Annotated in this window: 20 protein-coding genes; all 20 read right to left on the reverse strand. The window is 46.4% G+C overall.

The features are described 5' to 3' along the window. Positions 1–215: 215 nt before the first annotated feature. Positions 216–1,103, reverse strand: a complete 888-nt coding sequence (gene dapA / locus BK126_RS02275; protein WP_256702785.1) for a 4-hydroxy-tetrahydrodipicolinate synthase — start codon at positions 1,101–1,103, stop codon at positions 216–218. Between the two features lie 24 nt (positions 1,104–1,127). After that, positions 1,128–2,345, reverse strand: a complete 1,218-nt coding sequence (dapG, locus tag BK126_RS02280; RefSeq protein WP_076311099.1) for an aspartate kinase — start codon at positions 2,343–2,345, stop codon at positions 1,128–1,130. Between the two features lie 73 nt (positions 2,346–2,418). Further along, complete coding sequence (locus BK126_RS02285) at positions 2,419–3,465, reverse strand: aspartate-semialdehyde dehydrogenase (RefSeq protein WP_076311100.1); 1,047 nt, start codon at positions 3,463–3,465, stop codon at positions 2,419–2,421. 153 nt (positions 3,466–3,618) lie between these two features. Continuing rightward, the gene (locus BK126_RS02290; RefSeq protein ID WP_076311101.1) at positions 3,619–4,197 is read right to left on the reverse strand and encodes a dipicolinate synthase subunit B; all 579 of its coding nucleotides are present in this window, start codon (positions 4,195–4,197) and stop codon (positions 3,619–3,621) included. Positions 4,198–4,216: 19 nt separating this feature from the next. Further along, on the reverse strand, positions 4,217–5,101 hold the full coding sequence (gene dpsA, locus BK126_RS02295) for a dipicolinate synthase subunit DpsA (protein WP_076311102.1): 885 nt from the start codon (positions 5,099–5,101) through the stop codon (positions 4,217–4,219). Between the two features lie 144 nt (positions 5,102–5,245). Next, positions 5,246–5,665, reverse strand: coding sequence for a dUTP diphosphatase (dut, locus tag BK126_RS02300; protein ID WP_371264529.1), 420 nt, complete (start codon positions 5,663–5,665; stop codon positions 5,246–5,248). Positions 5,666–5,669: 4 nt separating this feature from the next. After that, on the reverse strand, positions 5,670–6,935 hold the full coding sequence (locus BK126_RS02305) for a M16 family metallopeptidase (protein ID WP_371264530.1): 1,266 nt from the start codon (positions 6,933–6,935) through the stop codon (positions 5,670–5,672). Positions 6,936–7,021: 86 nt separating this feature from the next. Beyond that, entirely contained in the window at positions 7,022–8,011 is a 990-nt protein-coding gene (locus BK126_RS02310; RefSeq protein WP_076311105.1) for a polysaccharide deacetylase family protein, read from the reverse strand. A 180-nt stretch (positions 8,012–8,191) separates the two neighbouring features. Further along, positions 8,192–10,288 (reverse strand): polyribonucleotide nucleotidyltransferase, encoded by a 2,097-nt coding sequence (pnp, locus tag BK126_RS02315; protein ID WP_076311106.1) that lies wholly within the window; start codon positions 10,286–10,288, stop codon positions 8,192–8,194. 206 nt (positions 10,289–10,494) lie between these two features. Next, a complete protein-coding gene (gene rpsO / locus BK126_RS02320; RefSeq protein ID WP_076311107.1) occupies positions 10,495–10,764 on the reverse strand; it encodes a 30S ribosomal protein S15 in 270 nt (89 codons plus the stop codon). Positions 10,765–10,917: 153 nt separating this feature from the next. Then, positions 10,918–11,871 (reverse strand): bifunctional riboflavin kinase/FAD synthetase, encoded by a 954-nt coding sequence (locus BK126_RS02325; RefSeq protein ID WP_076311108.1) that lies wholly within the window; start codon positions 11,869–11,871, stop codon positions 10,918–10,920. Positions 11,872–11,927: 56 nt separating this feature from the next. Further along, complete coding sequence (truB, locus tag BK126_RS02330) at positions 11,928–12,851, reverse strand: tRNA pseudouridine(55) synthase TruB (RefSeq protein WP_083655687.1); 924 nt, start codon at positions 12,849–12,851, stop codon at positions 11,928–11,930. Further along, entirely contained in the window at positions 12,848–13,825 is a 978-nt protein-coding gene (locus BK126_RS02335; RefSeq protein ID WP_076311110.1) for a DHH family phosphoesterase, read from the reverse strand. Before BK126_RS02335 ends, truB begins: the two co-directional genes overlap by 4 nt. Positions 13,826–13,846: 21 nt before the next feature. After that, positions 13,847–14,200, reverse strand: coding sequence for a 30S ribosome-binding factor RbfA (rbfA, locus tag BK126_RS02340; protein ID WP_076311111.1), 354 nt, complete (start codon positions 14,198–14,200; stop codon positions 13,847–13,849). Positions 14,201–14,230: 30 nt separating this feature from the next. After that, complete coding sequence (gene infB / locus BK126_RS02345; protein ID WP_076311112.1) at positions 14,231–16,858, reverse strand: translation initiation factor IF-2; 2,628 nt, start codon at positions 16,856–16,858, stop codon at positions 14,231–14,233. Beyond that, positions 16,851–17,174, reverse strand: a complete 324-nt coding sequence (locus BK126_RS02350) for a L7Ae/L30e/S12e/Gadd45 family ribosomal protein (RefSeq protein ID WP_152557580.1) — start codon at positions 17,172–17,174, stop codon at positions 16,851–16,853. Before BK126_RS02350 ends, infB begins: the two co-directional genes overlap by 8 nt. Next, positions 17,167–17,475, reverse strand: a complete 309-nt coding sequence (rnpM, locus tag BK126_RS02355) for an RNase P modulator RnpM (protein ID WP_076311114.1) — start codon at positions 17,473–17,475, stop codon at positions 17,167–17,169. Before rnpM ends, BK126_RS02350 begins: the two co-directional genes overlap by 8 nt. 30 nt (positions 17,476–17,505) lie before the next feature. Continuing rightward, positions 17,506–18,603 (reverse strand): transcription termination factor NusA, encoded by a 1,098-nt coding sequence (gene nusA, locus BK126_RS02360; RefSeq protein WP_047909682.1) that lies wholly within the window; start codon positions 18,601–18,603, stop codon positions 17,506–17,508. 133 nt (positions 18,604–18,736) lie between these two features. Then, positions 18,737–19,195, reverse strand: a complete 459-nt coding sequence (gene rimP, locus BK126_RS02365; protein ID WP_047909683.1) for a ribosome maturation factor RimP — start codon at positions 19,193–19,195, stop codon at positions 18,737–18,739. 202 nt (positions 19,196–19,397) lie between these two features. Next, positions 19,398–23,714: a PolC-type DNA polymerase III gene (locus BK126_RS02370; protein WP_076311115.1), complete on the reverse strand. Its 4,317-nt coding sequence runs from the start codon at positions 23,712–23,714 to the stop codon at positions 19,398–19,400. Between the last annotated feature and the right edge of the window lie 82 nt (positions 23,715–23,796).

Below are 23,796 nucleotides of genomic sequence, written 5' to 3' on the forward strand. Positions count from 1 at the left end.
AACAAGTCAGTCACGTTTTGTAAGGTTTAGTTTCTCCATTTCATATAAAAACAAACGAGCTCTCCTTCCTTAAACAGCGCATCTTAAGTATATTAAGCCCCTTGGTTACCGCTCAAAGAACATGTCTGTTCCATACAAAAAAACCCTCGTACTCAATCTATCTGAGTACGAGGGTTTGACAATACATAATCCAAATTAGTTTCCAGTTAAATGAACTAAGAAATGGTGCCGATTAATTGACGGATAAATTCTTTCTCCTGCTCCGTTGGAGGTACCAGAGGCAGTCTAACGGTGCCTACTGAATAACCTCTCAGTGCAAGCGCATATTTGACTGCAACCGGATTAGGGACCGGATGAGGCGCTTCAAATAAGCCCTTGAAGACAGGTAATAATCTATGATTGATCGAAGCGGCCTTCGAAACATCACCACTAACATAGGCATGAATCAGTTCCTTCATTGACGCACCTACGATATGACCGGCTACACTAACAATACCGTATCCACCCACAGCTATTGCCGGAAGCACTGAAGAATCATCGCCTGAATAGACTTTGAAGCCCTCAGGTGCAGCTCCTGAAATCTGTGCCACCTGTTCAATGGATGCACATTCCTTAGTCGCCACAATATTATCGATCGCTGCAAGCCGAAGTGTTGTCTCCACAGACAAGCAGGCTCCTGTTCGTCCAGGAACGTTATACAGCATTACAGGAAGGGAGGTCGCCTTCGCGATTGCAGAAAAATGCTGGTACATCCCTTCTTGGTTCGGTTTGTTGTAATAAGGAACAACCAAGAGCACTCCATCTACACCGGCTTTCTCCGCCTCACGGGTAAGCTGGATGGAATGGTGCGTGCTGTTGCTGCCTGTACCGGCGATAATCTTGGCCCGCCCTGCCGCATGCTTAACAACAAATTCAAACAACTGCACTTTTTCAGCGTCGGTTAATGTCGGTGATTCACCTGTTGTGCCTGCAATAACCAGTGTATCAGTTTGTTGAACATCAATTAAGTAATCGATTAGTCTGGAGGTTTCTTCCCAATGGATACTGCCTTCATCGTTAAAAGGGGTAACCATTGCTGTAATAAGTCTTCCGAATTCCACGATTGTATCCTCCTTGCACTCTCGTCTCTAGCGATGAAGTTCAAATTTGGAATGAAGTGCACGAAGCGCTCCCACCATATCTTCCTTCTTGACAAGTACCCAAATCGTTGTATTGGAGTCCGCTGACTGCAATATCTCGATATCTGCCTCTGCGAGTGATTCTACAATTCTAGCCATAATTCCAGGAACCCCATTAATTCCTCCACCAATGACAGAGACCTTAGCGCAGCCTGACAAGCTTCTTGGCTTAAGATCCATATCTTGAAGAATACGAATTGCCTTCTCCGAGTCATGATCAAACACAGTATAAACAGCTCCAGAAGGAGATACATTAATAAAATCAACACTGATTCCATTCTCAGCCATCGCTTTGAATACCTTCAGCTGAAGTTTACCAACTTCTTTGTCTGCCTCTACCATAATTTGCGTGACATTATTCACATAGGCAATTCCAGTGACGAATCGGTCTACAATTCCTGACTGTACATCCTTAATCCCTTCAGGATGTGTAATCAATGTTCCTTCCCCATCACCGAATGTCGATCTGACACGCACCGGAATCTGTGCCTGCATCGCGATCTCCACTGCACGAGGATGAATCACCTTCGCACCTTGGTGAGCCATATTGCTGATCTCTGCATAGCCAACATAGAGAAGCGGCTTCGCGTCTTCAACAATTCTCGGGTCTGCGGTAAGAATCCCATCCACATCTGTATAGATATCGACCATATCAGCGTGCAGTGCGGCACCAAGCGCTGTAGCTGAAGTATCACTGCCACCGCGGCCGAGTGTTGTGATGTCACCCTTTTCATCAGCGCCCTGGAATCCAGCCACAATGACAACTTGGTGTGTCTTGAGTTCTTCCAGAATGCGTTCCGGCTTCACAGCAAGAATCCGCGCATTACCAAACTGATCGTCAGTTAATATGCCAGCCTGACCACCTGTCAGTACGGTCGCTGTTATTCCTTCATGTTCAACTAAGCTAGTGAGCGTAGCTGCTGAAATCAGCTCACCACAGGATAACAGAATATCTTTTTCACGCGCCGGCAGCGCATTTCCATTCTGAACAATCCAGTCCAGAAGTGTATCCGTAGCATAAGGTTCGCCTCTGCGACCCATCGCAGAGACGACCACTACGAGCGAGTGTCCGGCAGCAATTTCACGTTTCATATGACCAAGGACACGTTCGCGTGCCGCCGGTGTTGACAGGGATGTTCCCCCAAATTTTTGCACTAAAATACCCATGCATGTATTCCTCCATTTGTATATCAAGAAGACTTAAGCTGAAAGAAAGTAGCAAAACAAATGGAATGAAAACTTAGGCGTTGCTTAAGCGTTCAGATGCGATAATTTCGGCAATTTGCACAGCGTTCCATGCAGCGCCTTTTTGAAGATTATCCGATACAATCCACATATTCAGTCCTTTTTCATTCCCCAAGTCACGACGAAGACGGCCTACAAACACATCGGGTTTGCCAGCTGCATCTGTCGCAAGCGGATACTGCTGATTAGCCGGGTCATCTACTAGAGTGACTCCAGGAGCTTCAGCCAGCAGTGCTTTTACTTCTTCTAGATCATAATTTTCTTTAAGCTCTACATATACGGATTCGGAGTGACCATAGATAACCGGGATACGTACACATGTTGCAGTAACCCCAAGGGTGTCATCCGACATGATTTTTTTGGTTTCGCGAACCATTTTCATTTCCTCTAATGTATAGCCGTTATCTTGAAACTTATCAATTTGTGGAATCGCATTAAAAGCAATTTGATGCTTCACTGGAAGCGATCCTACCGGAAGGATATCCGGATTAACCTCTTCACCGGATAATACAGCCTTCGATTGGCGAAGCATCTCATCAATGGCACGGCTGCCGGCACCCGATACAGCTTGGTATGTGGATACAATAATCTTAGAAATACCATAGCGGTCATACAGCGGCTTAAGCGCAGCTACCATTTGAATTGTGGAGCAGTTCGGATTTGCAATAATGCCATTGTGCTCGCTGATCTTCTCTTTGTTAACTTCAGGTACAACCAGCGGTGTATTCTCATCCATTCGGAAAGCATTGGTGTTATCGATACAAACTGCACCATGACGAACAGCATGAGGAGCAAGCTCCTTACTTACATCACCGCCCGCACTAAAGAGTGCAATTTCGATTCCTTCAAAACTTTCAGGGGTTGCTTCTTCTACTGTAATGTCTTGGCCTCTAAAGTTAATCGTGGAGCCAGCAGAGCGCTTGGAAGACAACAGCTTAAGCTTATTTATCGGAAAATCTCTCTTCTCGAGTAGACCGATAATTTGTTCTCCTACTGCTCCCGTCGCACCCACAACAGCCACATTAAACTTCTGATTGCTCATTATAGTGTATCTCCCCTTTAATTACTGACAAACGAAAGTGATATATTATGACTCTTTCTTCATCAGCCGGATTTCCCGGTATATTTACACCCCGAAAAAGGCATCTTGCGATACCTCTCGTTCGTGAAGTGAATTAACATAACGCTAGTCGCTTCACATAAGGATCGGCTGCATTTGTCTTCCTTCAAGTGCTGCATAAGCTGCTTCAGGGATCAAATGCATCTTAGCGACGAGCGAATTTGGTTTCGCTTGTGGATTATCCTGGCCAAATGGCACAAAATAAATATATTTGGCAACAAGTAATTTAGCAATATTCGCTGCATTCAAACCAAGTCCATCATTTGTTGAGATTGCAAGAACGACCGGGCGCTGATTGCGCATTTGAGATTTGGCAGCCATAAGCACGGGGCTATCCGTCATCGCATTAGCAAGCTTGCTGGTCGTATTTCCTGTACAAGGAGCAATAACCAATACATCAAGCCTTTTGGACGGTCCCAGAGGCTCGGCTTCAACAATTGAAGAAATGATATCATTACCTGTTATATCTTTCAACTGTTTTTGCCAACTTTCGGACGTTCCGAACCGGGTATCCGTTGTCAGCACCGAATTTGATATAATAGGCACGACGTCGGCACCTTCGTCTTTAAACCGCTTAACGACCGGCATGACCTCTTCAAAAGTACAATGTGAACCTGTAATCGCATAACCAACCGTTTTTCCCTGCCAATTCATAATCTGATTCCTCCGTTCATTATTGATCACAAAGCAGCAAACTGACGATCGAATTTGCGATAATCTCACCAGCTGTTTTGGGAGCGACAATGCCAGGGAGCCCGGGAGCGAGCATCGCTTTGATTCCGCGCTTCTCCGCATAACGGAAATCGGTCCCTCCAGGCGCTGAGGCCAGATCAATAATAAACGATTTAGGTTTCATTTTGGACAGGATTTGTGCTGTGATAATCATAGACGGTATCGTATTAAAAATCAAGTCGGCCTCCCCGGCATAATTCGCTAAATCCCTTGTCAGGAAAGGCTTTAGGCCCATCACCGACGCTCTGGCTGCATCTTCCTCACGTCTTACGCTTACCCTTACATCGGCACCGAGTCCCTGCAATGTTTTAGCCATGGTAAATCCTGTACGTCCCATACCGAGCACCAGAGCTACCGAATTGTGAATCGTAAAATCTGTATTCTGAATCGCAATCATAATTGCGCCTTCTGCTGTTGGAATTGAATTGTGAATGGCGACATCATCCCGTTCTAGCAGTTCTACCAGACGCAGATTATGAGTACTGCACTGCTCCTTCAAATACGGCTTCGCTATTCCTGTATAGACCGAACTATGTACAGGAAGTGCTCCTGCCAGTTCAGGTGTTAATTGAAGAACGGCTCCCTCTGTCGCATATTTTGCTTGAATATACCCCTCATCATCACAGCCGACTACGGGCAGTATGACAACATCCGCTGAAGTGAGGAGATGCTCACTCAGTTCTTCCTTTACCGCTCCATCAGGGATGTGCTGGAGGGTATCAAAACCAACAATACTTACCGACGCATCAAGCTCAGCGCAGCGACGAATGACCTCTAGCTGACGTGCATCTCCGCCTAGAACGACGATCCGTAATCCGGTCAACATCAGGATGTCACTCCTTTCCACGACTTTACGCTGTCATCTTATGCCGTGAAGTTTGCCCTGGTGATTCGAAAGCCAGGATTTTGTAAAATCCTTAAATATAAAAAAGCCGCTCTCAGAAAGAGCGGCTGCGCAATTCACTTTATTTTATTTACCTGTATGACCAAATCCGCCTGCGCCGCGCACCGTTTCAGACAGCTCGGAAACCTCGGCAATGATAACTTGAGGCACGGCCTGAATGACCATTTGAGCTACTCTTTCTCCACGTGCAATCGCGAAAGGATCATTACCAAGGTTGATAAGAAGAACCTTCACTTCTCCCCGATAATCAGCATCAATCGTTCCAGGTGTATTAAGACAAGTTATCCCGTGCTTGAAGGCCAGCCCGCTTCTAGGCCGAATCTGTGCTTCATAGCCTGCAGGAATTGCCATCGCAAATCCCGTAGGAATTAATGCTCTATCTCCCGGCTTCAGCACCGTCTCCGCATCAACTGCGGCATATAAATCAAACCCGGCAGCCAGCTCAGACATTTGCATCGGAAGCGGAATGTCCTCGGTTCCAGGCATTTTTTTAATTTGTACGTGTATTGACAAAATCGTCCCTCCTAAGTGATGCAATCGCACGATCTGAGGCTCCTACCATAGCAAGCGCATACGGCTGTGCGAACATTCGATCAAGCACAGCATTCACATCATCCATTGTAACCCGTTCAATTTTGGCGATAATCTCATCGAGCGTTTGATGCTTACCTACCATCAGTTCATTCTTACCGTTTCGATTCATACGGCTTCCGGTACCTTCCAGACTTAAAATAAGACTGCCTTTCAGCTGTTCCTTCCCTTTGCGCAGCTCATCCTCAGTAAGTCCATTCTCAGCCAGATCCTGTAAAATCCCACTTGTCAGGTCCATGACTTCCTTCGTTTGCTTAGGTGCTGTACCCGCATAGATCGTGAACAGCCCACTATCCGCATGAGCACTATGATACGAATAAACGGAGTAAGCGAGGCCGCGCTTCTCCCGAATCTCTTGAAACAGCCGTGAACTCATTCCGCCGCCGATCGCATTGTTAATGAGCACCATGGCGTACTGCTTGTCATCATGAATTGAACATCCGGGAAAGGCCAGACAAATATGATTTTGCTCTGTTTTCTTTTTGTGAAACAGCAGATTACCTTTGAAATCAGGAGCCTTAATACCAGGCCGATTCGCCGGACTATGTACATTAAATGAACCAAAGTACTTCTCAAGCAGCTCAATCGTGCTGTCCTCGTCAATATTTCCAGCTAAACTAATGACGGTGTTCTCGATCGTGTACTGCTCGTTCATATAGGAGCGCAGGCTGAACTCGTTCATCGTGCTCAGCTTCTCTTCCGTACCTAATATCGGATAAGCTAAAGGATGCTCCCCATAAGCAGCCAGGGAGATCAGATCATGCACCATATCATCCGGTGTATCCTCATACATGGAAATCTCTTCAAGGATAACGTTCTTCTCCTTAACGAGCTCTTCACTATCAAATTTGGAGTGGAAGAACATATCTGACAATACATCAACAGCGATAGGCAAATGCTCATCCAATACTTTAGCATAATAGCAAGTGTACTCCTTGGATGTGAACGCATTGACATTGCCGCCGATGGCATCAAACTGCTCTGCTATGTCCTTCGCATCAAAACGATCTGTTCCTTTAAACAGCATATGCTCGATAAAGTGTGACACTCCATTTATTGAATCATCCTCATTGCGAGAACCTGTCTTCACCCATATACCGAAAGATACCGATCGGCTGGTCGGAATCTGCTCCATGACCACTCTTAGGCCATTACTAAGTATCATTTTTTTCACGATTGGCCCTCCATTGCTTTGTCTTGAATATGATTAACGATCGACAGCATTAATCCTACCAAAAAAAACGGCTTCACTCAACTTTCCGGTACATCGAGTCTCTCCGAGGACAAGGTCTCGCTAACCGTACCCAGCTTGATTCCTTTCTTCGTTATCCCTTCGATCATCCCTCGCATCGCCCCGGCTGAGGAGGCTGTCGGATGCATCAGGATAAGCGAGCCTGGCTCAACCCCTTTGGTAATCTTGGCTACCACACTGTCTGGACTTGGCTTCTTCCAGTCTACAGTATCTATCGTCCACAAGACGGTCTTCAAGCCCTGCTGTCTTGCGAGTTCCACCGTCTCCTGATCATAATCTCCGGAAGGTGGAGCAAACCATTTGTTCTCCACACCAAGCATTTCTTTTAATAATGACTTTGTCTTAGATATTTCAAGCGTAGCCCTCTCTGTCGTAAGCTGACTCATGTTCGGGTGAGAATAGGCATGATTCTCCAGTTCATGACCTCTCTTCTGTATCTCCTTGGCCATTTGCTCGTTCTTCTTCAGCCAGCTTCCATCGAGAAAAAAAGTCGCCCTTATCTTATATTCATCAAGGATATCCAGCATTGGAACGATATACTCGTTTCCCCATGCGACGTTTATCATGAAGGAAGCCATCTTCTTCTCGGGATTTCCACGATAAATCGGCTGTGCTCCCAGATCATCGAGTGTTACTTTTGGTGGTATTTGCTTATAGACTAATGGAATAGAAGCTCCATTGGGATTCGAACGTGCCTGAAGGTATGTTGCCTGAACATCCACTTCCATTCCGTTATATCCAGGAATGGCCTTCCAGACCCGATCAACCTTGGCATCAATAGGTTCCACCTTGTACTCTTCTGCCTTATCCTCAATCTGCCTTTTCAGCTCATCCTCAGGGACCGCATTCACGTACATATCGAAAGCGTCCTCTGTATTTACATTCCGATCCAGTGGGAAATGATTCGTAATGCCCGTGGCTTGTCCAATGGTCACTGCAGCTAGCGTACTAGCGATGACGACAGCCCATTTTTTCTGTTGCGTCTTCACACCTCTAACCTCCCGCCCCTCGTTTGTCCCATTTTATGACGGCAGCGGTTCCAATATGTACAAAAAAACGCCGGAAAGGCGTTCGGTATAAATCTATTTTTAAAGATGTGATTGTAGTTCCCATGCATCAAAAAAAGAGCCAGAATTCGAGTTCTGTCTCTCTTTAAGAGCAATTAGATGTTAGGCTTTCGTTTCAGCTGTCAGTACTGCTTTGCGCGAAAGATTAATACGACCTTGCTGATCGATCTCCGTTACTTTAACAGTGATGGAATCACCCACAGCAACGACATCTTCCACCTTGGCAACACGATCAGTCGATAGCTGGGAAATGTGAACAAGTCCCTCTTTGTTAGGGAGTACTTCAACAAATGCACCAAACTTCTCAACACGTTTGACTTTACCAACATAGATCTCGCCTACAACGACTTCACGAACAATGCCCTCAATAATCGCGCGGGCTTTATCGTTCATCTCTTGATCAGCAGAAGAAATGAAGACACGACCGTCCTGCTCGATGTCAATCTTAACACCTGTCTCTTCAATAATCTTGTTGATTACTTTACCGCCTGCACCGATCACATCACGGATCTTGTCCGGATTAATGTACATCGTCAGAATTTTAGGAGCATATTGAGAAAGTGTCTCTCTAGGTGCTTGGATGGCCTCCATCATTTTACCTAGAATATGCATCCGTCCTTCTCTAGCTTGCGTAAGCGCGTCAGACAAAATGCTGCGGTCGATACCATCAATCTTAATATCCATTTGAATCGCAGTTACACCTTCAGCTGTACCCGCAACCTTAAAGTCCATATCACCCAGGTGATCTTCCATGCCTTGAATATCGGTAAGAATGGATACATGCTCTCCATCTTTAATTAGACCCATAGCTACACCCGCAACTGGAGCTTTGATCGGTACACCTGCATCCATCATGGCAAGCGTAGATGCACAAATACTTGCTTGGGAAGTCGAACCGTTAGATTCAATAACTTCGGATACAAGTCGGATCGTGTACGGGAATTCCGATTCTGGCGGAATGACTTTGGAGAGAGCTCGCTCACCAAGCGCACCATGACCAATCTCACGACGACCCGGAGGACGAAGCGGTCTTGCTTCTCCTACGCTGAACGGAGGGAAGTTGTAATGATGCATAAAGCGTTTAGTCTCTTCCGGATCAATTCCGTCCAGAATTTGAACATCTCCAAGCGCTCCAAGCGTACATACACTAAGTGCTTGAGTCTGCCCGCGAGTAAACAGTCCAGATCCATGCGTACGAGGCAAGAGGCTTGTATCGCAGTCGATCGGACGAATCTCAGCCAGTGCTCGTCCATCTGGGCGAACCTTATCGTGTGTAATCAGACGACGAACTTCTTCCTTAACGATGTCGTGAAGAATTTCTTTCACGTCTTTAAGCAGTTCCGGAGTTTCTATGTACTTCTCTTCAAAGAAAGCAACCGTTTCATCGTTAATGGCATCAATCGCATCCTGTCTTGCATGCTTCTCTTCGATACGAACTGCTTCAACCAGACGGCTTGCAGCATAATCGCGTACTTCTTTGTTTACCGTTTCATCAACGGCATGCAGCTTGACCTGCATTTTTTCTTTGCCCGCCATCGCAGTAAGCTGCTCAATGACAGCAACAATATTTTTGATCTCTTCATGACCAAACATGATGGCTTCGAGCATAACCTCTTCAGGCACTTCGTTCGCTTCAGCTTCAACCATCATAATAGCATCCTTCGTTCCCGATACGACTACATAGATGTCGCTGGCTTCCTGCTGCTGAATGTCAGGGTTAATAACGAACTCGCCGTTTACACGACCTACAGCGACGCCTCCAATTGGACCGTTAAACGGAACATCAGAAATACTAAGTGCTGCAGAAGTACCGATCATCGCTGTAATTTCAGGTTCACAATCCTGATCCACACTCATAACAAGGTTCAGAACCTGAACATCATTACGGAACCCTTCCGGAAATAGCGGACGGATTGGACGGTCAGTCAGACGGCTTGCAAGAATTGCTTTCTCACTAGGTCTTCCTTCTCTTTTAATAAATCCACCCGGGATTTTACCTACAGCATACAATCTTTCTTCATAGTTGACTGTCAGCGGGAAAAAATCCAAATCCTTCGGTTCACTAGAAGCAGTCACAGTACATAAAATGACAGTGTCACCATAGCGTGCAGTCACAGCAGCATTTGCCTGCTTAGCAAGTCTTCCGGTCTCTAAGACGAGCTTGCGACCACCAAGCATCATTTCAACACGTTGTTCCATGAGATCCCTCCTTATCTTCTCCATTAATATCGTTATATCCAGTATTACCTGCTTGAAGCCGATTCATAAACACCGCATCAGACAATCTTCTAAATTGTCTGCTATGAATAAAAAGAAGCCCAATCTACAAAACAACCCGGCTGCGAGCCCGTACTCTTCATAGAGGACGGGGACAACCAGGCTGTCGTTGTTAGGATATACGATGATTAACGGCGCAATCCAAGCTTCTCGATCAAAGCGCTGTAACGTTTAACGTCTTTGTTCTTCACGTAAGCAAGAAGCTTACGGCGTTGACCTACCATTTTCAAAAGCCCGCGACGGGAATGGTGGTCTTTCTTGTGCGTACGCAAGTGATCAGTCAAGTTCTTGATGTTTTCCGAAAGGATAGCAACCTGCACCTCTGGAGATCCTGTATCGGACTCGTGAGTTTTGTGCTCTTCGATCAATTGTTGTTTACGTTCTTGAGTCAATGCCATCCTGTTCACCTCCTTCAGTATAATCGCCTTTAGCCTCGTTGCGGCCGGTGAGAGCCCATCAACCAAAGCTAAGGTTATGTTGTTTAATTAACAACGTCTTTCAGTATAACATACTTGCCTATTTCATGTAAATCTAAACTTCCTAATCTGTTACTAGTTTTGAGAATCACCGGACAGAAGCTGACTTGCCGTTTCCGAATCCTGCTTGATCTGGGCGATGAGCGCATCAATTGAGGAAAATTTCTGCTCTGTTCTAAGGAAATGGATAAGCTCCACCTTCAGCTCTTCCCCGTACAAGTCGCCGCTGAAATCGAGCAAATGCACTTCAAAGGATGGCTTGGTACGGTTGTCGTGAAACGTTGGCTTAACTCCAATATTCATAACTCCGGGATGTCTCCTCTTGTTATGTGTCACCCACACCGCATATACCCCTTTTAATGGGACAACATAATTCTCCGAAGGCTCGACATTGGCCGTAGGGAAGCCAATCGTACGACCGCGCTTCTCTCCATCCATGACAATTCCCGTAAAGGAGTAAGGTCTGCCCAGCATACGAGTAACTTCAGTAATGTTTCCTTCATGAAGTGCTTTTCGAATAAACGAGCTGCTGATCTTATCACCGTCCAGCCTGAGCGGCGGAACCGTAATCACATTCATAGATGGCGCACCCAGTTCTCTTAGCGTATTCTCATCACCTGCGCCCTTGTGGCCAAATCGAAAATCAAAGCCGACAACGGCGGTTTGAACACCCAGCTTGATTAAAAATTGATTCACGAATTGTTCAGGAGACAGGCTCGACAAGGATTCGTTGAATTCCAGAACATACATAACATCGACGTTCATCTCTTCAAGAATGGCCTCTTTTTCTTTCAGCGGGGTTAGATAGCCTTGGTAATCCCCTTTCCGCATGACTTCTTTCGGATGAGGATGAAAGGTCAGTACAGCAGCCTGTATTCCCTGCTCCCGAGAAAGATTCACTGCGGTTTGTATGACACTGGCATGACCGTGATGGAGTCCGTCAAATTGTCCAATCGCAAGCACTTGCGGCTTCGACAGTTCATCCAGAACACCTTCTGCCAGCGGAAAAGATAGCATCTTTCTTATCACAATTATTCACCTGCAATTCCCACGATTTTACAAAAAGCCTATATTAAGATGAAGTATTAAGAAGGCTCTGGCAAAAACACTTTGACAGGTGTAATTATACCTGATTCTGCTGTCCAATCAAAAATCCCTAAAAATTGTTCATTGGCAGAATATAGCCTTAACAATCCTTCTTCATTAATTTTCTGATTTACGAGTGTATCAGACAGCTTTTTTCCCTGAAACACGGAATTTTCATAACCTTCTTCCAAGCGGTAAGCAGGCATGTTCCATATGGATTGGTCGGTTGGAATGAGATAACTGGACAGAGTCCCCTCATTAACACATTGCTCTATCTCCTCAATCTTAAGACAACGACCCACAGGAATTCCCGCCGACATCGTTCTCGTAAGCTCCACCATCGTGGAAGGATAACCCAATGTCTTGCCAATATCCACACATAGTGTACGTATATAAGTACCTTTGGAGCACAGCACACGAAATGATATTTCGGGATAGCCTTCTTTGATCGTAAGCCCTGTCAGCTCCAGCTCATGGATGGTTACTTCACGGCTTTTGCGTTCAACCGTCTTTCCTTGACGAGCCAGCTCATACAGCCTCTTTCCATCTACCTTAACTGCTGAATACATGGGCGGAACCTGAGAAATCTTCCCTACAAATTGCTCCAGGACTTGTTTAACGTCTTCTGAACTAACCTCAACCTGGTCCACTTGATCAGTGATCTCCCCGGTAATATCTTCGGTGTCTGTTGCAATGCCCAATCGAAGTGTTGCCTCATATTCCTTCGGGAGCTCCTGCAAATATTCAACCACTCTTGTCGCTCTACCCAGACACAATGGAAGCACTCCTGTGACCTGAGGGTCAAGTGTACCCGTATGTCCGATCCTCTTCATCTTTAGAATGCCCCGCATCTTCGCTACGACATCGTGTGATGTAAAGCCTGCTGGCTTGTATACCGGAAGCACACCTTCATATCCGTTCATAATTGTGATTTCACCCGTTCTACAACTTGATTCACTGTGTCTTGCCATGGACCTTCCACTCTAGCTCCCGCTGCCCGAACATGTCCGCCGCCGCCAAAGCCTTGGGCCAGAGCAGCTACGTCTACCTTACCCGCTGATCTGAAGCTGACTTTAGCGACCTCATCACTAATGACTTTAAAAAGAATACCAACCTCGACCCCTTGAATATTCCGCGGGTAGTTGACGATTCCTTCAAGATCATCATTTTGAGCACCGCACTCTACCATGTCTTCTGGAGTGACAACGACCCAGGCAATTTGTCCATCTTCAGAAATAGATAATGTATTAAGAGCTCTTGTTAGTACTTTCAGCTGAGGCAATGTAATCTCTTCAAGCAGTCGTTCAGCCAGCTCGGGGCCATTGACACCAAGTGCGAGCAGATCAGAAGCGATCTTCATCACCTTCGGACTTGTGCTTGAATATCGAAACCCTCCGGTGTCAGTCAATAAACCTGTGTATGCAGCTGTAGCTGCTTCCTTATCCCAAGCCACACCACAAGCTTCAACAAGATCATATAAAATTTCTGCAGTTGCTGCTGCATCATCCTTAATGATGTTCACTTTACCATAACCGTTGTTCGTTGGATGGTGATCAATATTTAAAATATTCGCCTCATCAGCAAACCAGTGCGTTACTTTGCCTACACGCTCATAATCCGCACAATCCACACAGATAACATGTTGAAACTGCTTCGGAGGGGATTGCAATGAAGCATTAAGTATTTGGTCCGCATTCCACATATACTGCATGCGCTGTGGTATCGGTCCTTCGTTGATCATCGTGAATTTCTTCCCCAGACATGAGAGAAGCCAGCCCACCATTACGGTGGAGCTGACTGCATCTCCGTCCGGCTGTACATGCGACACGATCAGGTAATCATCATGCAAGAGAAGAAATTCTTTTCCTTGCTCAAGCGCCTGTTCATAAGTCTGCATTGCCGTCTCCTCTATTCATTTTCATTTAGAATCCGGTTTATCAATCTCGGTAAGCAGCTTCTCAATGCGGCTTCCGTAAGCGATGGATTCATCAATCTTGAATATTAACTCGGGAACATGACGAAGTCTAACCCGTTTGCCCAATTCACTACGAAGAAAACCACTCGCTTTATCCAGAGCCTTCAGGGAATTATGCTTCTGTTCCTCATCACCGAGAACACTCAAATATACTTTGGCTTGGGACAGGTCATTCGTCACTTCGACACCCGTGATGGTTACAAAACCGATACGCGGATCTTTCAGCTCGGATTGGATCAGCAAGCTCAGTTCTTTCTTCACCTGCTCATTAACACGTCCAGTTCTTATTTTAGCCATAGGTGTTCACCTCTCTAGCAAAGGACATTATTATTTACGTTCTACCGTTTCCATTACGAACGCTTCAATAATGTCGCCCTCTTTAATATCGTTGAAATTCTCAATGGTAATACCGCACTCATAACCTTGCGCCACTTCTTTAGCATCATCCTTGAATCGTTTCAGTGTATCTAGTTTGCCCTCAAAGACAACAATTCCATCCCGAATGACGCGAGTTTGAGCTGCACGGGAGATTTTACCGGAAGTAACCATACATCCTGCAATAGTTCCCACTTTACTAATCTTAAAGATATTACGTACTTCGGCATGACCGATGACGCTCTCTTTAAATTCGGGATCCAGCATACCCTTCATAGCCTGCTCGATCTCTTCAATAATGTTATAAATAACGTTGTACAAACGCACGTCGACTTTTTCAGCATCGGCTGTGGATTTCGCTTGAACGTCAGGACGAACATTAAATCCGATAACAATGGCATTGGATGCAGCTGCCAGAATGATATCCGACTCGGTGATTGCACCTGCGCCACTGTGGATAATCTTCACGCGTACACCTTCAACTTCAATCTTCGCCAGAGACCCTTTAAGTGCCTCCACCGAACCTTGAACGTCTCCCTTGATAATCACGTTAAGATCTTTGATTTCTCCGTCCTTAATATGCTTGAACAAGTCGTCCAGCGTTACACGCGTTTGTGTTCCTAGATCGGATTCACGCTGTGTAATTGCACGCTTGTCAGCAATGGAGCGAGCCTTGCGCTCATCTTCAAATACCATAAACGGATCACCCGCAAGAGGTACTTCCTGCAGACCTGTAATTTCAACCGGAGTTGACGGGCCTGCTTCTTTGAGCTTACGGCCTTTATCGTTGACCATCGCACGAACACGTCCGAAGCAGTTACCTGCTACAAACGCATCTCCGACTTTGAGTGTACCGTGTTGAACGAGCAGACGCATTACAGGTCCGCGTCCTTTATCCAGTTCAGCCTCAATAACTGTACCACGTGCACGTTTGTTCGGGTTCGCTTTGTACTCATTCACTTCTGCTACGAGCAGAATCATTTCGAGTAAGTCTTCAATACCCATCTTTTGCTTCGCCGAAACGTTAACAAAGATCGTATCTCCGCCCCACTCTTCTGGAACGAGCTCATAGTTCGTAAGTTCTTGCTTAACACGATCCGGATCTGCACCCGGCTTATCGATCTTGTTGACCGCAACGATAATCGGCAGATTTGCTGCCTTCGCATGGTTGATTGCTTCTACCGTCTGAGGCATAACACCGTCATCCGCTGCAACCACAATGATCGTCATATCCGTAACTTCCGCACCGCGGGCACGCATTGCTGTAAACGCTTCGTGACCCGGAGTATCGAGGAAGGTAATCTTCTTATTGTTTATTTCAACTTGGTATGCACCGATGTGCTGCGTGATACCGCCTGCCTCACCTGCAGTGACACTTGTGGAACGGATCGTATCCAGAAGTGTTGTTTTACCATGGTCGACGTGTCCCATAATCGTAACAACTGGAGGACGAGCTTTCAGATCCGCCGGATCATCGTTTTCTTCAACAGTTTCGAAGCGATCGTCTTCAACCGGGATCTTCACTTCTACTTCGACACCGAATTCACCAGCTAGAAGCAGAATCGTGTCAATATCCAGTTCCTGGTTAATCGTTGCCATAACACCCATCGAGATGAGTTTCTTGATGACTTCAGAAGCATCCTTGTGAAGTAGTTTCGCCGCTTCACCTACAGTCATATTACCGCGAACGATAATTTTCTTCGGTGTGTTGTCGATCTTCTCACGAGGAGGCTGATTAGATTGGTTTCTTCCACGGTTGTTCTTACCACCGCGGTTGTTGCCGCGGTAGTTGCCTCTGCTGTTTCCATCATCAAATCGACGTCCACCGCCACCGCCACCGCGGTTGCTATTGTTGCTATTGTTGTTACGGTTTTGACCACCGCGGTTGTTGCCGCCCGCTGAGCTGTTATTGCTTCTGCCTTGGCTGCTGCCTTGGCCACTACCTTGCTGGGAAGAAGGTCTGTTTGCATTTCCGCCTTGTGATGGACGACCTGCGTTTCCACCTTGTGAAGGGCGGCTTGTGTTTCCGCCTTGTGAAGGGCGGCTTGCGCTTCCGCCTTGTGAAGGACGGGTTCCTTGACCTCCACCTGATTGGCCTACACTACCGTTTGATCTGCGGTTATCTTGACCGCTTTGTCGTTGGGATCCACTGTTACTGTTTTGATTTGGTCTATTATTCATACCTACCTGCTTTTCCTGTTGTTTTTTTGGCCTTGAGTTACTGCTCTCAGAAGCATTCCGTGTATTGTTAGACTCGTTGTTTTTCACATCGTTTTGCAAATTCTGTGTGGCACCTCCTTGGAAAGACGGATTAGAACGCTCGGTCGCTCCTTGATCTTCACGAACCGCCGATGTCGCCACCGTCTGAGCGGATGAGCTCTGCTCACGTTTCACTGCAGCTCCCGCTTTTATATTGTTAAAAAATTGTTCTACCTTCGCAACGGAGCCATTCTCCATTACACTCATATGATTGTTAACGGGAATATCCAGCTTCTTAAGAATGGTAATGATTTCTTTGCTGCTCATGTTGAGTGATTTTGCATATTCATAAACTCGCAGTTTGCTATCTTGTTTACTCAATATACTCCACCTCCGACATTGTCAAGGCCTGCTTCGCGATCATTTTGACAAATCCCGGATCCGTTACAGCGAGTACAACACGTTCTGGTTTACCCATGGCGCTGCCAAGTGTTTCTCGATCGAAGCCGATCAGAAGAGGAACGTTGTACGATTTGCACTTGTCACGGAATTTTTTGAGTGTATTAGCTGATGCATCGGCCGCAACAATAACCATTTTCGCTTCGGAAGACCGGATAGCCTTTAGCACAATTTCATCGCCAGAAACTAATTTGCCTGCTCGTGTCGCAAGACCTACATAGGACAGCGCCTTATTCATCTTCAGCACTATCCCTTGCGGCCAAAAATTCATCTTCGGCCTTAATAAAGTCTTGTGCAAGCTGCTCATAGATCTCAGGCTTCACTTGCGACTTGAGCGCCCGATCGAGTGATCTGTTCTTCTGAGCGAGACGGAAGCAAGCTTCCTTACCGCAAAGATAAGCACCACGGCCAGATTTCTTGCCCGTAAGGTCAATCAGCACTTCATCTTCCGGTGTTTTAACAACCCTGATTAACTGTTTCTTCGGCATCATTTCTTGACAAGCCACGCATTTGCGAAGCGGTACTTTGCGTTGTTTCATTCTCTAGACCCCCAATCACTTCAGTACAGCTTAATCGACGGTGATGGAATCCTGATGCATTTCACCAGAAGAGTCTTTTTCTCTGCCAAATTCCTGCTCTGCCTGGCTCTCGCTCTTAATATCAATCTTCCAGCCCGTAAGCTTGGCAGCAAGACGCGCATTCTGACCTTTGATACCAATCGCTAGAGACAGCTGATAGTCCGGAACAATCACTCGAGCCATCTTCTCATTCTCAAACACCTGAACTTCCAGAACCTTAGATGGGCTCAGTGCGTTAGCAACATATTCCTCAACCGATTCCGAGAATTTCACGATATCAATTTTCTCTCCGCGCAACTCGTTAACGATCGTTTGAACACGAGTTCCTCTCGGCCCTACGCAGGATCCCACCGGATCAACCTCTTCATTACGAGAATGAACGGCGATCTTCGAACGGAAGCCTGCTTCGCGTGCAACGGAACGAATCTCAACTACACCATCGAAGATTTCAGGCACTTCAAGTTCAAACAGACGCTTAAGAAGACCAGGGTGTGTGCGGGAAAGCACAATTTGCGGGCCTTTTGTCGTGTTCTCAACCTTAGTAATATAGGCCTTGATCCGATCCCCGTGCACAAATTTCTCGTTCGGCATCAGCTCAGTAAGAGGAAGAACGGCCTCTACCTTGCCGAGGTCGATATAAATGCTGCGTAAATCCTGGCGCTGCACGACACCTGTAACAATGTCCTCTTCTTTGTCAACAAAAGCATTATAGATAAGCCCGCGTTCCGCTTCACGAATACGTTGTGTTACTACCTGCTTAGCTGTTTGAGCTGCAATACGACCGAAATCTCTTGGAGTCACTTCGATCTCTGCTACATCCTCAAGCTGAAAATGCGGGTTAATCTCTCTAGCGGCAGGCAAAGAAATTTCAGTCCGCGGATCGAGCACCTCTTCTACAACCATCTTACGAGCATATACACGGATAACACCGGAATTCCGGTTCATGTCAACACGAACATTTTGCGCAGTATTAAAATTACGCTTGTAGCTCGAAATTAGCGCAGCTTCAATTGCTTCGAACAAAATGTCCTTGCTAATCCCCTTATCCCTTTCCAGTTCATTCATCGCTTCAATAAAATCCATACTCATGAATGTAAATCCCCCTTTCAAACATGTCATCCATAGCGTAAAACGGCGAAGTTCTCTTTATACAGAAACATAAAAGAGAACCTTGCCGTTGCACGCGGGACGAATCTGATCATATCGTGTGTAAATTTAACACTTATAAAACAATGGCCAAACGTGCACTCGCCACTTTTGAATAAGGAACGGCATGCTCTTTTTTACCGGAGGCAATAACCAATTCTTCGTTCTCAAAAGATAACAATTCGCCTTCAAATTCCTTCAGACCGCCTATCGGCTCATATGTAGTGACGTACACATTCTTTCCTACCGCCTTGGCCACGTCGGCAGACTTCTTCAGGGGGCGTTCAGCACCGGGAGAAGAGACTTCTAGAAAATATGCATCAGGGATCGGATCCTTCTTATCCAGCTCAGCGCTTAAAAATTCACTGATCAATCCGCAATCATCCAGATCGATACCACCCTCTTTATCCACGTAAACACGCAGAAAGTAGTTGCTTCCTTCTTTCACGTATTCTACATCTACGAGCTCAAATTCATGCTCATCCAGAAAAGGCTTAATCATTTCTTCCACGGTAGTTTTAATCTTTGTGCTCAAATAAGGTAACCTCCAAGTCAGGTTCGTTCCGGTAAACCGGCAAATTAAAGTGTATACCAAAGAGTAAAGAGTGGGTTTCCCCACTCTTTAAGCAACGGTTTTATCCTCATGATTACCATAAAAATTATAACATAGTCAGACATTAGTGACAAGTATAGTCACTTGACTCACTGTCTCGCCAATAGCAGCCCTTTTTTGCTGACTAAAAGAGTGACAGCTGATTGCTCTCAGGCAGACCACGGAAACAGCCCATTTGTGTGAGCAGCTCCACCGCCGTCTTACTCGCCTTCGATTTCTGCTGGAAATCCTCAATAGACAGAAACTCTCCGTATTCACGTGCTGCTGCAATATTGCGTGCCGCATTGTCACCAATCCCTGCAAGCGCAGAGAACGGAGGAATTAAGGAATCCCCATCGATCGTAAAGCGTGTCGCATCGGAACGATACAGATCAATCATTTTGAAGCTGAATCCCCGTGCTGTCATCTCCAACGCCATCTCCAGCACGGACAGCATCGATTTCTCTTTGGTCGAAGCCTGGAAGCCAAGCTGCTCAATCTCAACAATCTTCCGAGATATGGCTTCATATCCCTGACAAGCCAGTTCAATATCAAAATCTTCAGCACGCACTGAGAAATAGGTTGCGTAATATTCGATCGGATAATACAGCTTGTAGTATGCTGTGCGAACTGCCGATATAACGTAAGCTGACGCATGGGCTTTCGGGAACATGTACTGAATTTTTAGACAGGAATCGATGTACCACTGTGGAACTTTACAGTTCTTCATTTCATCAATCCATTCTTGGCTGAGGCCTTTACCTTTACGTACACTCTCGGTAATTTTGAAGGCTAGTGCAGCATCCATGCCATGCTTATATATCAAGAACAGCATAATATCATCCCGGCAGCCAATTACGGTCTTAATGTTGCAGGTCCCGTTCTTGATCAGCTCCTGAGCATTCCCTAGCCATACGCCTGTTCCGTGGGACAACCCTGAAATTTGCAGAAGGTCAGCAAAAGTGCTTGGCTGGGATTCCTGCAGCATCTGTCTTACGAATTTGGTCCCCATCTCCGGCACACCGTAGGTGGCGACTGGAGTGCGAATCTGTTCTGGAGTCACTCCAAGCGCATCCGTCGAATTGAACATGCTCATAACCTTAGGATCATTCATTGGGATGGTGGTTGGATCAACCCCCGTCAAATCCTGAAGCATCCGCATCATCGTCGGGTCATCATGACCCAGTATATCCAGCTTGAGCAGGTTATCCTCGAAGGCGTGATAGTCGAAGTGCGTTGTTTTCCATTCTGCACTTGTATCATCCGCCGGATACTGCACAGGTGTCACATCTTCCACTTCGATATAGTCTGGTACAACCACAATTCCGCCCGGATGCTGTCCGGTACTCCGCTTCACGCCCGTACATCCTGATGCAAGCCGGTTCAGCTCCGCTCCTCTCCAGGATTTATGATGGGCCTCCTCGTATTTCTTCGCGAAACCAAACGCCGTCTTCTCCGCGACTGTACCGATTGTTCCTGCACGGTATACACTCTTCTCACCGAACATGACCTTTGTAAAATGGTGAGCCTTCGGCTGATACTCACCTGAGAAGTTAAGATCGATATCGGGAACCTTGTCTCCCTTAAAGCCAAGGAACGTTTCAAAAGGAATATCCTGACCTTCGCCTTTAAACGCATTACCGCATTCAGGACAATCCTTCGCCGGTAAGTCAAATCCACTTTTCACACTACCATCAAGGAACCATTCACTGTGCTTGCATTCCGGGTTAACACAAATATAATGCGGCGGCAGCGGATTAACCTCGGATATACCAAGGAATGTTGCTACGACAGAGGAACCTACAGACCCCCGAGAGCCAACGAGATATCCATCCTCGTTCGATTTCTTAACCAGCTTCTCTGATATAAGATAGTTGGCTGAGAAACCAAATTTAATAATAGGCTCCAGCTCTTTTTCCAGCCGCTTGACGACGACATCCGGAACTTCCTCGCCATATATGGACTTGGCTGTATCATAGCACTTGCTGCGAATTTCTTCTTCCGCTCCCTCAATAATCGGGGTGAAGAGCTCTTTAGGAAAGAGCTGTATCTCTTCAAAGCGATCCGCAAGCTCACTCGTATTCGTGACGACCACTTCATAAGCTTTATCCTTGCCAAGAAACTCGAATTCCTCCAGCATTTCGTCCGTCGTACGGAAGTGAGCATCGGGCTTGCGCATATCCTTGAGTGGACTAAACCCGGTGATGCCGTGAATCGTAATATCTCTATAAATTTTGTCTCTTGGATCAAGGTAATGGACATTCCCTGTCGCGACGACCGGTTTGCCCAGCTTCTCACCGATCTCGACGACTTTACGAATTGCAATTTTGATCTCGTCCGGCGTTGCTACGAGTCCCTTATCAACAAGATGCATATACATCGTAATTGGCTGAATCTCCAAAATGTCATAGAACTGCGCGATTTCCTCTGCTTCTTCAACCGATTTATTGAGTACAGCTTCAAAAAACTCACCCTTCTCGCAGCCGGACATGATCAGCAGTCCATCTCGATGAGCCACCAGCTTCGACTTCGGAATCGTTGCAACCCGCTTAAAATGCTCCGTATGGGACAGGCTAACCAGCTTGTACAGATTCTTCTTGCCTGTACCATTGAGTGCATAAATTCCACTATGGAACGGCCTAGCATTCGACAGGTCCTTCCCAACATAATCATTCAGCCGATCCAGCATCGTGATCCCCTTCAGCTGTGCAGCATCATTCAGCAGCCCTGTCAGTATGCCGGCGAGCGCAATCGTATCGTCAATCGCCCGGTGATGATTCTCAAGCGAAACCTTATATTTATCCGCGAGCGTATTCAAGCGGTGATTTTTCATCGTTGGGTGCAGCAATCTTGCAAGCTCGAGCGTATCCAGTACGGGGTTCTCCAGCGGCTCCATTCCGATTGTTTTGAGATTGGCTTGAATAAAGCCGATGTCGAACCTCGCATTGTGCGCCACTAATATACTATCCCCCACAAACTTGACGAAGTCATGCAATACGGGCTCAAGCTCTGGCGCATCCTTGACCATCTCATCGTTAATGTTGGTGAGCTGCTGAATGTTATATGGAATTCGCTCATGAGGATTCACAAAGGTCGCAAATCGGTCGACTTCCTTGTCATCCTGCATTTTTACCGCTGCAATTTCTATGATCTTATTCTGTGTTACCGATAAACCTGTTGTCTCTATATCAAATACAATATATTCGGCTGTCTTCAGCTCCAAAGGCTGTGGCTTCATAACGACCTCGACTGCATCGTTAACGATATTGGCTTCGAGTCCGTATATCATTTTGACGCCGTGCTTTTTGGCTGCCTTGGCTGCCTCCGGATAGACCTGAACACCTCCGTGATCCGTTACAGCGATCGCCTTGTGACCCCATTTGGCTGCTGTTTTGACATACGTATCGATTGAGGTTACCGCATCCATCGTACTCATCTTCGTATGAAGGTGAAATTCGACTCGCTTCTCTGCTGCGTTGTCTTTACGTGTCGGCGGTGCCTGTACCTCGACGAGATCCGACGGAATCATGGCGAGCTCAGGCACTTGCATAAACCGGTCGTATTCCACTCGTCCGCGTACCTTTACCCACTTGCCATTCGCCAGCAGATTCATAATTTTCACATCTTCTTTGGACTTCGCAAATACTTTCATCTGCATGGAATCCGTAAAGTCGGTCAGATAGAACATGTAGAGTGTATTACCGTTGCGGAGTTCTTTTTTGTCCAGACCGAATACGGTTCCTTGTAGCGTAATCTTCTTCTCTTCATCCTGCACTTCCTGGATAGGGACAGCCGGCTCCTTAATCTCATAGCCCATTTGCAGCCTAACGTCGCCCTCTTCTTCCTCTACAGGGGCCATCTCGGCTTCAATCATGCTCATCATGTTCTCAATGACAACACGTTCTTCTTCCCGTTTCTTCTGTTCAAACTTCTCCAGCTCTTCCCGGTTGCTCTCGCCAACCAGCATTTTCACTTTAAGTGGTAGCTTGAAGTAACGATCATAATACGTGGTAATTGCCTGATCAATCTGCTTCTTGCGAGCCAGCTCCAGCGCCATGGCATCACTCATCGTCAGCGTAAGCAGACCCGACTCGACCTCCTGAGTCGCCCGGTTCATCCAGCCATTAACAGATGGAATCTGCTGATGGACCCACTCCAGGAACAGATTCCAATACTCTGTCACGATATCTGCTTCAGATACAGCCGAACCGTAGTTGAAAGTAAATGAAATCTTGGCAATATGACTCATCTTATCTCGAATATGCAGACAGAATGCTTTAAAGACAGGAGCGGGAACCAGTGTATCCTTTGTAATGGTAATGTGCCATTCACGATTCATGCGGCTGATTTCCACCTGGTCGATAAAGCCGTCAATAAAATGAGGCTCCACGATGCCCGCCGGCAAATCAACCTGCTTCATCAGCAGCTCAAACCGTTTTCTTTTCTCATCCGTTCCGTTCAATCTTTCTCCCCCCGTTTCAAACCATAGAACATGAAAAGCTTCTGCACGCAAAAATGGGAACCGATCCGCTAAAAGGCACCGT

This window comes from Paenibacillus sp. FSL H7-0326, assembly GCF_001955535.1.
Classification (GTDB): domain Bacteria; phylum Bacillota; class Bacilli; order Paenibacillales; family Paenibacillaceae; genus Paenibacillus; species Paenibacillus shunpengii.